Origin of the sequence: Acidovorax sp. LjRoot117 (assembly GCF_964252695.1) — a bacterium.
GTDB lineage: Bacteria > Pseudomonadota > Gammaproteobacteria > Burkholderiales > Burkholderiaceae_C > Acidovorax.
Genome location: NZ_CAXUPO020000002.1, coordinates 257,114 through 269,433 on the forward strand (window position 1 = coordinate 257,114; position 12,320 = coordinate 269,433).

At 62.6% G+C, this 12,320-nt stretch carries 12 protein-coding genes and 2 tRNA genes; 13 read left to right on the forward strand and 1 reads right to left on the reverse strand.

Annotated elements, in window-relative coordinates:
* The first annotated feature begins 51 nt into the window (after nucleotides 1-51).
* From ACSQ3D_RS06575 to ACSQ3D_RS06635, 13 genes are all read left to right on the forward strand, one after another.
* Nucleotides 52-1,053, forward strand: a complete 1,002-nt coding sequence (locus tag ACSQ3D_RS06575) for a Bug family tripartite tricarboxylate transporter substrate binding protein (RefSeq protein WP_056421148.1) — start codon at nucleotides 52-54, stop codon at nucleotides 1,051-1,053.
* Between the two features lie 206 nt (nucleotides 1,054-1,259).
* Entirely contained in the window at nucleotides 1,260-2,261 is a 1,002-nt protein-coding gene (locus tag ACSQ3D_RS06580; RefSeq protein WP_436126312.1) for a Bug family tripartite tricarboxylate transporter substrate binding protein, read from the forward strand.
* Between the two features lie 91 nt (nucleotides 2,262-2,352).
* On the forward strand, nucleotides 2,353-4,365 hold the full coding sequence (uvrC, locus tag ACSQ3D_RS06585; RefSeq protein ID WP_056421151.1) for an excinuclease ABC subunit UvrC: 2,013 nt from the start codon (nucleotides 2,353-2,355) through the stop codon (nucleotides 4,363-4,365).
* A gap of 97 nt (nucleotides 4,366-4,462) precedes the next feature.
* Nucleotides 4,463-5,029 (forward strand): CDP-diacylglycerol--glycerol-3-phosphate 3-phosphatidyltransferase, encoded by a 567-nt coding sequence (gene pgsA, locus ACSQ3D_RS06590; RefSeq protein WP_056421153.1) that lies wholly within the window; start codon nucleotides 4,463-4,465, stop codon nucleotides 5,027-5,029.
* 572 nt (nucleotides 5,030-5,601) lie between these two features.
* Nucleotides 5,602-5,874 (forward strand): HU family DNA-binding protein, encoded by a 273-nt coding sequence (locus ACSQ3D_RS06595; RefSeq protein ID WP_056164954.1) that lies wholly within the window; start codon nucleotides 5,602-5,604, stop codon nucleotides 5,872-5,874.
* A 15-nt stretch (nucleotides 5,875-5,889) separates the two neighbouring features.
* Nucleotides 5,890-5,965 (forward strand) — tRNA-Val (locus ACSQ3D_RS06600).
* Between the two features lie 61 nt (nucleotides 5,966-6,026).
* Complete coding sequence (locus ACSQ3D_RS06605; RefSeq protein WP_436126313.1) at nucleotides 6,027-7,955, forward strand: SurA N-terminal domain-containing protein; 1,929 nt, start codon at nucleotides 6,027-6,029, stop codon at nucleotides 7,953-7,955.
* 49 nt (nucleotides 7,956-8,004) lie between these two features.
* Nucleotides 8,005-8,080, forward strand: a tRNA-His gene (locus tag ACSQ3D_RS06610).
* Between the two features lie 393 nt (nucleotides 8,081-8,473).
* Nucleotides 8,474-8,884 (forward strand): type II toxin-antitoxin system RelE/ParE family toxin, encoded by a 411-nt coding sequence (locus tag ACSQ3D_RS06615; protein ID WP_436126314.1) that lies wholly within the window; start codon nucleotides 8,474-8,476, stop codon nucleotides 8,882-8,884.
* Nucleotides 8,881-9,321: a helix-turn-helix domain-containing protein gene (locus ACSQ3D_RS06620; RefSeq protein ID WP_007858653.1), complete on the forward strand. Its 441-nt coding sequence runs from the start codon at nucleotides 8,881-8,883 to the stop codon at nucleotides 9,319-9,321. Before ACSQ3D_RS06615 ends, ACSQ3D_RS06620 begins: the two co-directional genes overlap by 4 nt.
* 328 nt (nucleotides 9,322-9,649) lie before the next feature.
* Complete coding sequence (locus ACSQ3D_RS06625) at nucleotides 9,650-9,844, forward strand: hypothetical protein (protein ID WP_436126315.1); 195 nt, start codon at nucleotides 9,650-9,652, stop codon at nucleotides 9,842-9,844.
* Nucleotides 9,822-10,643 carry a hypothetical protein gene (locus tag ACSQ3D_RS06630; RefSeq protein ID WP_436126316.1) on the forward strand — a complete coding sequence of 274 codons (822 nt, stop codon included), beginning with the start codon at nucleotides 9,822-9,824 and terminating at the stop codon, nucleotides 10,641-10,643. The genes ACSQ3D_RS06625 and ACSQ3D_RS06630 overlap by 23 nt, the downstream gene beginning before the upstream one ends.
* 76 nt (nucleotides 10,644-10,719) lie before the next feature.
* Nucleotides 10,720-11,601: an HNH endonuclease gene (locus tag ACSQ3D_RS06635; RefSeq protein WP_436126317.1), complete on the forward strand. Its 882-nt coding sequence runs from the start codon at nucleotides 10,720-10,722 to the stop codon at nucleotides 11,599-11,601.
* A 112-nt stretch (nucleotides 11,602-11,713) separates the two neighbouring features.
* On the opposite strand, the gene ACSQ3D_RS06640 is transcribed toward ACSQ3D_RS06635, so the two are convergent.
* A complete protein-coding gene (locus tag ACSQ3D_RS06640) occupies nucleotides 11,714-12,244 on the reverse strand; it encodes a hypothetical protein (RefSeq protein ID WP_436126318.1) in 531 nt (176 codons plus the stop codon).
* Nucleotides 12,245-12,320 lie beyond the last annotated feature (76 nt).

The following is a 12,320-nucleotide window of genomic DNA, read 5'->3' on the forward strand; positions in this document are numbered from 1 at the left end:
TGATTTGATCTGACCGCGGCAAAGACCACAACACAACGACAGGAGACAACCATGCCCCAAACCAACACCTTCCACCGCCGACACGCCGCCCTGTTGCTGGGCGCGCTCGTGGGCGCCATGGCGTGCGGCGCGCCGCTTGGCGCGCACGCACAAGACAAGTTCCCATCCAAACCCATCACGCTGGTCGTGCCCCAGGCCGCCGGCGGCGCCAACGACGCCATCGCCCGCGTGCTGGCCCAGCGCCTGTCCGAGCAGATGGGCCAGAGCGTGGTGGTGGACAACCGCCCCGGCGCAGGCGGCACGCTGGCCACCGCGGGCTTGGCGCGTGCCAAGCACGACGGCTACACCCTGCTGGTGACGGCCGACAGCGCCCACGTCATCGGCCCGGCGCTGTACAAGAACGCGGGCTTCGATGCGGTCAAGGACTTCGAGCCCGTGGCGCCCATCGCCACCGCCGGCTACGTGCTGGTGGCACACCCATCCTTCCCGGCCAAGAACGTGGCCGAGCTGATCACGCTGGCCAAGGCCAGCCCCGGCAAGTATTCGATCGCGTCGGCGGGCAACGGCACGCTGAATCACCTGATCGGCGAAATGCTGCAAAAGGCCGCGGGCATCCAGCTGCAGCACATTCCCTACAAGGGCTCGGCCGCGGCAGCGACCGATGTGGTGGGTGGGCAGGTGCCGCTGTCGGTGCAAAGCCTGCCGTCGGCCATTGCGTTCATCAAGGCCGGCAAGCTCAAGGTGCTGGGCGTGGTCAATGAAAAGCGCGTGGCGGCCTTGCCCGACGCGCCCACCATCGGCGAGACCCTGAAGGGCTTCGGCCAGGCGCCCTGGTACGCGATGTTCGCCCCGGCCGGCACACCCGCGCCCGTGGTGGCGCAGCTGCAGGCCGAAGTGGCCAAGGCGCTGGACCACAAGGACGTGGTCGACAAACTCGCCGCCGTGGGCTGCGAGCCCTTCAAGGGCACGCCGGCCCAGCTCGGCGCGCTGGTGCGCGACGATCTGGTCCGCTGGCAGCGCGTGGTGAAGGAGACCGGCGCCACGGTGGATTGAAACGCCGACCGCCGGCCGGCACGCGCGCATGTTGCGTCGGCATCTTTGAACTCGAACCCACCGTTCGGGTTGAGCTGGTCGAAGCCCTGCGCGGCGCTTCGACAAGCCCGGCGTGAACGGTTGCAGTTGATAGGCGCCGACTCGATCGTGGGCCCCCGTCAGCGACACCATTTCTTGACAGTCACAACAACGGAGACAAAACCTTTATGACCACCTTCTCTCGCAGGCCGTTCACGGCACGGGCCGCCCTGGGCGCCACCACCCTGGCCATCTTGGCGCTCGGTGCATCCTCTTCTGCCTGGGCCCAGGGGGCCTACCCCAGCAAGCCCGTCACCATGGTCGTGCCCACCGCAGCCGGTGGCACCACCGACCTGTCGGCCCGCATGCTCGCCCAGGCGCTCACGCCGGTGCTGGGCCAGTCCGTGGTGGTGGACAACAAGGGCGGCGGCAACGGCAGCATTGCGGCGGCGGCCGTCAAGCGCGCCGAGGCCGATGGCTACACGCTCTTGATGCAGTACTCGGGCTACCACGTGATCTCGCCCCACCTGACCAAGCAAAAGCAGTGGGAGCAGGGCGACTTCCAGCCCCTGGCCAACGTGATCTCGGCCCCGCAGATCATCGTGGTGCGCAACGACCTGCCGGTGAAGACGCTGGCCGAACTGGTGGCTTATGCCAAGGCCAACCCGGGCAAGCTCAACTACGCGTCGTCGGGCAATGGCTCGCTGCAGCACGTGACCGGTGCCATGCTGGAGCAGCAGGGCAGCATCAAGATGGTCCACGTGCCCTACAAGGGCACCGGCCCCGCGCTGCAGGACCTGCTGGGCGGCCAGGTGGACCTGACCTTCGGCACCGCGCCGCCCTTCATGCCCCACATCGCCAGCGGCAAGCTGCGGGTGCTGGCCGTCACCGGCAAGGAGCGCCTGCCCAGCCTGCCCGATGTGCCCACCACCGCCGAAGCCGGTTACCCCAAGGTGGACGCGACCTCCTGGTTTGCGGTGTTCGTGCCCGCCGCCGTGCCCAAGCCCCTGGTGGACAAGCTCACCGCCGACATCCGCACCGTGGTGCAGAGCGCAGCGTTCAAGCAAAAGGCCCAGGAGCAGGGCGCCACTGCCGACTACCAGAGCCCGCAGCAGTTGGGCGACAAGGTCAAGGCCGATTTGGCGGGCTGGGCCGGTGTGGTCAAGACGTCGAAGATCGAAGCTGAATGATGTGAGCTGAAAATGGCTGCCGTCGCTGGATAGGAAAGCGCTGGTAGCTATTATTTTCATAGCGATCGGATGTGGGGCCACAATACGCGCCATGTCTGATGTGCATTCCGAAGAACTGTTGGCGCAGGTGGCTGCGCTGCCCGCGCTGCCCGGTGTCTACCGCTATTTCGACGCCCAGGGCGCGCTGCTGTACGTGGGCAAGGCCCGGCACCTCAAGCGCCGCGTGTCGAGCTACTTCACCAAGAACCATGGCGGCACGCGCATCGGCCACATGGTCAGCAAGATCACGCGCATGGAGACCACGGTGGTGCGCTCCGAGGCCGAGGCGCTGCTGCTCGAAAACAACCTCATCAAGACGTTGAACCCCAAGTTCAACATCCTGTTCAGGGACGACAAGAGCTATCCGTATCTCAAGATCACCGGCGTGGCCGGCGGTGCTGCGCGCGGCGAGGCGCCGGGGCAGGTGTTTCCACGCATGGCGTACTACCGCGGCTCGGTCGACAAGAAGCACCGCTACTTCGGGCCGTACCCCAGCGCCTGGGCGGTGAAGGAAACCATCCAGCTGCTGCAGAAAGTCTTCAGGCTGCGCACCTGCGAGGACACGGTGTTCGCCAACCGCACGCGGCCCTGCCTGCTGTACCAGATCAAGCGCTGCACGGGCCCCTGCGTCGACCTGATCTCGCCCGAAGCCTATGCCTCGGACGTGCAGCATGCGGAGGCGCTGCTGCGCGGCGAGACGCAGGAGGTGCTGCAGGCCATGGAAAAGCGCATGATGGCGCACTCCGACAAGCTCCAATTCGAGCAGGCCGCCGAGGTGCGCAACCAGATCCAGGCCCTGTCGCGCGTGCTGCACCAGCAATCCATCGAGATCGCGGACGACAAGGACGTGGACATCCTGGCGGTGCGGGTGCAGGGCGGCCGTGCCTGTGTGAACCTGGCCATGGTGCGCGGTGGCCGCCACCTGGGCGACCGGCCGTACTTCCCGGTGCATGTGGAAGACGCGGCGGCCATCTTTGCCGAAGAGGCCGAGGACGATGCCGCCGACAGCACGGCGGCGGCCCCGGCGCGGCCGGTGGAAGTGCAGGTGCTGGAGGCCTTCATCGCCCAGCACTACATCGGGGTGCCGGTGCCGCCCCTGCTGGTGACGAGCGAGCCGGTGGACAAGGCGCTGATGGAAGCCCTCACCCAGCAGTCGGGCCTGCGCGTGACGGCGGTGCACCAGCCGCGCGAGCAGCGCCGCGCGTGGCTGGACATGGCGCAAAAGAACGCCAGCCTGCAACTGGCCCGCCTGTTGGCGGAGGAGGGCTCGCAGCAGGCCCGCACCCGTGCACTGGCCGAAGCGCTGGACCTGCCGCCCGAGGACCTGGACCAGCTCACCATCGAGTGCTTCGACATCTCGCACACGGCGGGCGAATCCACGCAGGCATCGTGCGTGGTGTTCCACCACCACAAGATGCAAAGCAGCGAGTACCGCCGCTACAAGATCGAAGGCATTACCGGCGGCGACGACTACGCCGCCATGCGCCAGGTGCTCACGCGCCGCTACAGCAAGGTGGTGGAGGCCGCGCGCGAAGCCGGGGGCATCGACTTTGCCGCCGCCCCGCCGCCCGACACCGAGGCCGCTGTGGGGGCCGTCAAGCCCAAGGGCGTGGCGCGCCTGCCCGACCTGGTGCTGATCGACGGGGGCAAGGGCCAGGTGGGCGTGGCGCGCGAGGTCTTCACGGCCCTGGGGCTTGACCTCACGCGCATCGTCGGCGTCGAGAAAGGCGAGGGCCGCAAGGTCGGCCTGGAAGAGCTGGTGTTTGCCGACGGCCGCGAGAAGGTCTACCTGGGCAAGGATTCGGCCGCGCTCATGCTGGTGGCGCAGATCCGCGACGAGGCCCACCGCTTCGCCATCACCGGCATGCGCGCAGCGCGCGCCAAGGTGCGGGTGGGCGGCGGGCAGCTGGAGGAGATTGCCGGCGTGGGCCCCAAGAAGCGTGCGCGGCTGCTGCAGCGCTTTGGCGGCGTGCGCGGCGTAGCGTCGGCCAGCGTGGAAGACCTGGCCACGGTGGACGGCATTTCGCGCGAGCTGGCGGAAGAGATCTACCGGGCGCTGCGCTGACCTGGAGCGTTGCTGCACGATCACATTGGCCGTGCAGGCGGTGCGTGCATGCAACGCGGCGCGTGGGGCCACCCCGGGCCGTGACACAATCGCCGCCATGTTCTGGACGATCCCCACGCTGATGACCTGGACGCGCATTGTCGCGATACCTTTGATCGTGGGGGTGTTCTATGCGCCGCTGGATCCTGCCACCCGCAACCTCATCGCCACGGTGATGTTCGTGGTGTTCGCGGCCACCGACTGGCTCGACGGCTACCTGGCGCGCAAGCTCAACCAGACCTCGTCCTTCGGCGCCTTCCTCGACCCCGTGGCCGACAAGTTCCTGGTCTGCGCGTCGCTGCTGGTGCTGGTGCACCTGCAGCGCGCGGATGTGTTCGTGGCCTTGATCATCATCGGCCGCGAGATCGCCATCTCGGCCCTGCGCGAGTGGATGGCGCAGATCGGCGCCAGCAAGAGCGTGGCGGTGCACATGATCGGCAAGGTCAAGACCACGGTGCAGATGGTGGCCATCCCCTTCCTGCTGTACGACGCCCGGCTGTTCGGCATGATCGACACCGGGGTGTGGGGCACCTGGCTGATCTGGGCGTCTGCCGTGCTCACGGTGTGGTCCATGGTGTACTACCTGCAAAAGGCACTGCCCGAGATCCGGGCCCGCGTGAAGTAGTTCTGGCGCGGCTGCCTCTGCCTGCGCCTGCTTGGCCGGGTGATGCTGCTGTGAGTTCAGTCATGCAGCGGTTCTTGGGGCTGCTGCCACGCTTGTCAATGCGGCATGGTGGCGGGTGATGCCGGTGATCGATGCGGCCGCATGGTCTGCTGCGCACTGCCGTGGTGCGAGCGTCCGCCCTGGATGGTGCTGCGGCGCCCGATACGCACTCCACGTGCACCACAAACGCCTTTCTACGCTGGATTTCAAGCCCCTTTTGCGTCCGCGTGCCTTGCTGCAGGAGGGGTGTCAATACGGAATGCTGCCCATACGGCATGTATGAGACAAAACGGTCCGCACGCCCAGTCGCAGCATGAAATACGACTAGAATTGACCGCTACGCTGCCGCAAAACAGCGTGTTGTATTGACACCCGGAAACTCGATGGCTTTAATCTGATGCAGCAGCCACTGCTGTGTATGCCAGTCATTCCCCCGTCTGCCTTCAACCAGTCTCATTCAGGCTGCGCTTTGGGACGTGTGAAGACCAGATATCCGCGAGACATTCCATCAACTCTTTCCCGAGAGGCTTCTTGTGAACAAAACCGAACTGATTGAGCACATCGCTACCAACGCCGACATCTCCAAGGCCGCTGCTGCGCGTGCCCTGGAATCCACGATTGAGGCCGTCAAGAAGACCCTGAAGAAGGGCGGCACTGTCTCGCTCGTCGGTTTCGGCACTTTCGCAGTGGGCAAGCGGGCCGCTCGTACCGGTCGCAATCCCCGTACTGGCGATACGATTAAAATCAAAGCTGCTAAAGTTCCAAAGTTCCGTCCTGGCAAGGCATTGAAAGATGCCTTGAACTGAGGATCAGTTTAGGCGGGGTCCTTAGCTCAGTTGGTAGAGCGGCTCCTTTACACGGAGTAGGTCGGCGGTTCGAGACCGTCAGGACCCACCACCCACCGAACAAAGGCGAACGCAAGTTCGCCTTTTGTTTTTTGTCTTCTGAAAGATCGACCATGTTTGAATCCATCCGCAAGCACTCCAAGATCGTCATGATCTTATTGTTCTTGCTGATCATTCCATCGTTTGTGCTGGTAGGTATCGACAGCAACTACTTCTCTGAAAAGAGCCCGGTGGTTGCCCGCGTCGATGGCCACAAGATCAACCAAACCGATTGGGACAATGCTCATCGCATGGAAACTGACCGCATCCGCGCTCAGTCTCCCACGGTCGATCCCAAGCTGCTGGACTCGCCCCAGTCCCGCTATTCCACGCTGGAGCGCCTGGTGCGCGACCGCGTGCTGGCTGCAGCAGCCAAAGACATGCACCTCGTCACCAGCGATGCACGCCTGGCCCGCAGCCTGCAGGAGATCCCTGCCATCGCCGGCCTCAAGCGCGCTGACGGCACGCTCGACGCCGAGGCCTACCGCGCTCTGGTCGGAAGCCAGGGCCTCACGCCCGAAGGTTTCGAAGCCAACGTGCGCCGCGACCTGTCGGTCAACCAGGTCATGGGCGGCGTGATGGGTTCGGCCTTTGGTACCGATGCTCAGATCAAGCTGGCGCTGGACCCGCTTTACGAGCGGCGCGAAGTGCAGATCCTGCGCTTCAAGGCCACAGACTTCGCATCCAAGGCAGAGCCTGCTGACGCGGACCTGGAGACCTACTACAAGGCCCACACCGCGCAGTTCCAGCAAACCGAGCAGGCCGCTGTCGAATATGTGGTGCTTGACCTGGACAGCGTGCGTGCCGGCATCTCGCTGAGCGAAGACGACCTGCGCACGTACTACAAGGAAAATCTCGCGCGCCTGTCGGGCAAGGAAGAGCGCCGCGCCAGCCACATCCTCATCAACGCACCCAAGGACGCCCCGGCGGCCGAGCGCGAAAAGGCCAAGGCCCGCGCAGAAGAACTGCTGGCCCAGGTGCGCAAGACGCCGTCGAGCTTTGCCGAGGTGGCCAAGAAATCGTCGGACGACAAGGGCTCTGCCGTCGCTGGCGGCGACCTGAACTTCTTCGGCCGCAATGCGATGGTCAAGCCGTTCGAGGACGCGGCCTTTGCGCTCAAGAAGGGCGAGATCAGCGATGTGGTCGAGTCGGACTTCGGCTACCACATCATCCAGCTGACCGACATCAAGACGCCCCGCCAGCCCACCTTCGAGGAACTGCGTCCTTCGATGGAAGCCGAGCTCAAGCAGCAGCAGGCGCAAGCCAAGTTCGCCGAGGTGGCCGAGTCGTTTGCCAACGGCGTGTACGAGCAGGCCGACAGCTTGCAGCCCGTGGCCGACAAGCTCAAGCTCAAGGTGCAAAAGGCCACCGGCGTCACGCGCACGCCCACCCCCGGCGCCCAGGGCCCGCTGGCCAACAGCAAGTTCCTGGAGGCCCTGTTCTCCGCCGACTCGGTACAGAACAAGCGCAACACCGAAGCGGTTGAAGTCGGCACGAGCCAGATGGCTGCAGGCCGCATCACCGAATACACCCCTGCACGTGCCCTGCCGCTCGACGAAGTGCGCGCACGCGTGAAGTCGCTGTTCATCGCCCAGCGCGCGGCCGAGCAGGCGCGCAAGGAAGGCGAAACCAAGCTGGCGGCCTGGAAGGCCAACCCCGCGGCTGCCACCGGCCTGCCTGCGGCGGTGGAGATCTCGCGCGAGCAGCCCCAGGGCCAGTCGCGCCAGGTGATCGACGCCGCCCTGCGCGCGCCGTCGGACGGCCTGCCAGCCTTTGCCGGTGTTGACCTGGGCTCTGAAGGCTACGCGGTGGTCAAGGTGAACCGCGTGGTCCCACGCCAGGCACCGGACGCGCAGCGCGCCCAGCAAGAGCGCCAGCAGTATGTGCAGTGGTGGACCACGGCCGAAGGCCTGGCGTACTACGAACTGCTCAAGCAGCGCTTCAAGGTGCAGATCAAGGCACCGCGTCCAGACACCACGGCGCAGGTCACTGCAGAAAATTAAGCCGGGAAGCCCGGGACGTGAAAATCTCGGGCTATAATATGAATCTACGGTGGCTGTAGCTCAGTTGGTAGAGTCCAGGATTGTGATTCCTGTTGTCGTGGGTTCGAGCCCCATCAGCCACCCCAAAAAATGCCAGTAAAAACAAGGACCTTCGGGTCCTTGTTTCGTTTCAGGGGCACGCCAGGGGCGAAGCGGTAATCGCTGACGGTTGTCCTGTGCTTTGGTGGCCTCATCGGACTGCCAGACTTCGACGGGTCTTTGCTGCGTCTAAGCAGATCGACTCGCTCAAGCATCGCCCGCAGGCACTGCCTCAATACGTCATGCGGGATGCATGTCGCCTTTGACTGTCGCCATCAATATGTCGCTTCGAGGTGGAATCCTCTGTCCTGAGTCGAGCAGGCTGCGGGCAGGGCCTGTCTTGACAGCGCGATCTCTGACAGCCATGCTCTGCTTGTGGGATAATTTTAAAGTGATATCACGTTAAAATTATTATGGCGGGAAGATCCAAGAAATCGTCGTTGGCGTCCGAACCTGCTGTACCGGCACCCTCGGAGAAGTGGGAAGTCATCTTTCACGATGAATTCCTGCCGGAGTTCCGCGCGTTCGACTTGGACGTACGCCGCGAACTGGCTGCTGCTGCCAAGGCCATCGAGCTGGCAGGACCGAAGACAGGACGGCCTCATGTCGACACGCTCAATGGCTCGAAGCACGACAACATGAAGGAGTTGCGCTTCAAGGCCCACAACGGCTCGGAGATCTGGCGGGCGGCTTTCGCCTTCGATCCCCAGCGAAAGGCCTATGTGCTGGTGGCTGGCGATAAGCAGGGACAGGACGAGGCAGCGTTTTACAAAACCCTGATCAAGACTGCCGACAAGCGGTTCGACGCCCACCTGAAGAAGCTCGCCAAGGCGAAGAAAGAGTCACCATGAGCACCACACTGCAAAGCATTATCGAAGAGTTTTCTGCTGAGGATCAGAAGCTCATCCAGAGCAAGGCGAGTGTCCTGGCCGAAGAGATGGTTCGCCACGCGGACTCGCTGGCCGAGGTCCGCGCGGCATTGGTCAAGACCCAGGACGAAGTGGCGCGAGTGCTCAATGTCAAACAAAACGCCGTGGCTCAGCTGGAGAAGCGTTCGGACCTGCTGCTCTCGACGCTGCGCAAGTACGTGGAAGCCATGGGCGGAGAACTGGCCGTGGCTGTCAGAACGGGCGCGGGGACCGTGATCATGCTTGATAGCCTGAGCTCCCTGGCCAAGTCATCGACGCCACATCGCGCGCGCGCGTCCGGTGTGGCTCGCAAGTCGGCAGCTCGTTCTGCCAGCAAATCCAAGCTCAAGGTCAAGCACGAAGGAACTGCGGTTGCCTGACGCTTGGCTCCGACGGCGGAACGACAGGAGTTCCGTGTGATGCTGCCAATCAGCAGCATCGCAAGACCGCCACGCTCAACTGCCAGGGGTAGACGCATTTCGAAGCGCTGCTCGCTCGCATTCACCAGTGCATCGGCGATGCGAGCACACTGCAGCTTTACTTGGCCGGCATCAGCTTACACCGCCGATCACAGCAATCCATGTCAGCCATGTCGCGACATCTTCGTTTCGAGGCTAAGCAACTGAAACTGTCGCGGCACATACACATGGATTGAGCCGGGACGCGAGATTCCTTGAATGTTGGACGGCGTCGATTACACATGATGGCATGACGTACCAAGAAGTGCCGGTCGGCGAGGCACAGCGCGAAATGATTGGCGACCGCGTCGTCATCCTCTTTGGTGAGGCGCTGGTCTTGGCCAAGCACTCGTTTTCCCAAGGGGCCGATGCGGCCAGTTTGTCTTTTTGCGCTTACAAACCTACCGGACAGCAGGGCGTAGATGCCCGGATTCACACCGAATAAGGCGGTGGGCGCGCCGGGTACGAGCAGGGGAATTCGCCGCAAGCCTGAGGCAGGGAATGAGGCCGCGGTGATTGGCCGGGACGCGCACAAGAAGGGAATGATGGAAGACCCAGGAAAGCTTTTCGTCGACGAGCGGCTGACGGGGATTTGCGTTTACTGCGGGACGATGCCTGATACGAGGGATCATTGCCCCTCGAAGGTTCTGCTGGACGAGCCCTATCCGCCCAATCTGCCAGTGGTTGAGGCCTGCTTGGCATGCAACAAGTCCTTTTCGCTGGACGAGCAATACCTAGCGTGCTTTTTGGAGTGCGTCATGTGGGGGTCGACCGAGCCGAAGGAGCTGCGTCGCGAGAACATCAAAAGGATCCTCTCAAAGACGCCGAGGTTAGCCGCGGAAATTCAGTCCACCGTTACCGTCGACGAAAATGGGGGCAAGACTTGGCACCCGGACATGGATCGCGTGCGCAATGTGGTCCTGAAGCTCGCGCGCGGCCATCTGCATTTCGAGCTCAGCGTTCAGGAGCGGGACGATCCTGATGTCTTTGAGATCGCGCCGCTTTCGGTCTTGACGGCCGAGAGCCGCGAATTCTTCGAGTGCCCTGAGCCGGGGCCCATGGCGGTCTGGCCAGAGCTGGGGTCCCGCGCTTTCCTCAGGGCGTTGCCGTTGGGAGGTCAGATGCCCGACGGCTGGCTGGATGTGCAGGAGGGGCGCTATCGCTATTTGGTTGGCCAAGGCCACGGGAACTATGCCCACATCGTGATTGGCGAGTATTTGGCTTGCTGGGTCGCATGGGGTTGAGAGCGGCGCGGGAGAGACCGCCAGGAGAGGTGGGCCTCATCCCCACGGAGCGACCGATGGCCGAGAAGGGAAGAACATGCAGTTCAAGGCCAGGTTCTACGAGACCTACAACATGTGCGATGTGGTCAGCGGATTTCTGAAGCAGCCGTTTGACCACCTGCTTTGGTTGGAAGGATTTCACTGCGACGAGCAATGGGCTGGCTGGCTCGCGCCCTATGAAAAGCGATCGGTGCTGCACTTGTTCATTGGATTCGTGATCCAAGGGGTGCACTCGGAGCAGGCTGACGACTTCGACATCGAGAAGCAAAAGTCGATCTATGCGAACTTCAAGGACATCCCGCCCGCGATCGCGGACTTGCAGCCGCACAAGTTGCCTATCGAGCACGCCTTCAAACACCATGGAATCGATCATCAGACCTTCTTCGAATTCCTGAAGGACGAGGGCAAGAAGTTCGAGTCTGCCGATGCGGACGATATCTACGAATACATGAACGAGATTTGGATATCGGCCGCCTATGGAGAACTGATCGAGCAAACGGTGGACGAAGTCTTCCACGTTCTCTTTCAGAACCGCGAACTCATGATGATGTTCAATGTCTTCGCGTCGAGGATCCTGGAACTTGGCGATTGGGATCTGGCAGAAGACATTGATCGTTCGCTTTTAACGTCCAGTGGCAAGCTTGCGCGCGTGCGGCCTCCAAGTTGGGCGCGGCGAGCGGTGTTCTTCCGCGACCGCGGGCGTTGTGTGCTGTGCGATACAGATCTTACGGGTCTGCTGAACATCGACAACGTCGAGAACTACGATCACATCGTTCCGCTATCGAGCTGGGGCTTGAACGACATCACTAATTTGCAGTTGCTATGTGTGCGCTGCAATCAGCATGAAAAGCGCGACGGTGCTCCCGTTACGTCCGGGCGGTATCAGTCTTGGTATCCCATGGATGACGGCGATTCTTGAAAATTGGGGCGAGACGCTTGGCCCAAGATCTCTGCCTCATAGGGCCTTGTCGATGAGCGACCAAGCGGCCAAGGCCTTGTGGTGAACCGCCCCGGGTCGGTTCAGATCCAGCCTACGCGTACCGGTGTTCGGCGATTGCAGCAAGACCGTTTGCAATAGCGTCTTCGATGTCCTCAAGCATCCGCTCGTCGATCGTCTTGATCAGCGCTCGTCGAATCCTGCTTTGAGCTTCCGGGCAGTCATCCATCAGGGCGGATAGCCAGTCATTCAACCAAATATCGTCCTCGCCGTCTTGTAAACCCTTCGCAATGCGTGTACTCCACCGATCGTCAGTCGGTAGGTCAGCAATATCTTCTAGGATTCGAATTTCCGTCGATTCCCGCTCGCCCTTCTCAAGGCCAAAATGCAGTGACGGCGTTGACGGCAGTAGCTCATTGACGCCAGCATGTCGCTCATGCAGCTCAATGAAATCAGGCTGCGTTGTGAACACAAACCTAAAAGTGGTTTTGGGCCTAGAGTTACGAAGGCCGGAAATTGCGACACCTCTTTCTCCGATGGCCAGAGCAGCGAGGCTGACGCTGCCTTGGCTATCGATCAAGCTGATTAGATTTCGGCGGATACGTGTACGAAGTGCTTTCGACATACAGGGTAAGAATATGAGGGGAGCCCGTCTGCGGCTACCAGGCTAGCTGACGACGGAACTCTGGGATGAAGGGAGG

What these genes read in the sequence shown, in the direction of transcription:
- pgsA (WP_056421153.1), top strand. Translation starts at nt 4,463, where the DNA reads ATGTTCTGGACGATCCCCACGCTGATGACCTGGACGCGCATTGTCGCG.
- uvrC (WP_056421151.1), top strand. Translation starts at nt 2,353, where the DNA reads ATGTCTGATGTGCATTCCGAAGAACTGTTGGCGCAGGTGGCTGCGCTG.
- ACSQ3D_RS06575 (WP_056421148.1), top strand. Translation starts at nt 52, where the DNA reads ATGCCCCAAACCAACACCTTCCACCGCCGACACGCCGCCCTGTTGCTG.
- ACSQ3D_RS06605 (WP_436126313.1), top strand. Translation starts at nt 6,027, where the DNA reads ATGTTTGAATCCATCCGCAAGCACTCCAAGATCGTCATGATCTTATTG.
- ACSQ3D_RS06640 (WP_436126318.1), bottom strand. Translation starts at nt 12,244, where the DNA reads ATGTCGAAAGCACTTCGTACACGTATCCGCCGAAATCTAATCAGCTTG.
- ACSQ3D_RS06635 (WP_436126317.1), top strand. Translation starts at nt 10,720, where the DNA reads ATGCAGTTCAAGGCCAGGTTCTACGAGACCTACAACATGTGCGATGTG.
- ACSQ3D_RS06620 (WP_007858653.1), top strand. Translation starts at nt 8,881, where the DNA reads ATGAGCACCACACTGCAAAGCATTATCGAAGAGTTTTCTGCTGAGGAT.
- ACSQ3D_RS06580 (WP_436126312.1), top strand. Translation starts at nt 1,260, where the DNA reads ATGACCACCTTCTCTCGCAGGCCGTTCACGGCACGGGCCGCCCTGGGC.
- ACSQ3D_RS06625 (WP_436126315.1), top strand. Translation starts at nt 9,650, where the DNA reads ATGACGTACCAAGAAGTGCCGGTCGGCGAGGCACAGCGCGAAATGATT.
- ACSQ3D_RS06630 (WP_436126316.1), top strand. Translation starts at nt 9,822, where the DNA reads ATGCCCGGATTCACACCGAATAAGGCGGTGGGCGCGCCGGGTACGAGC.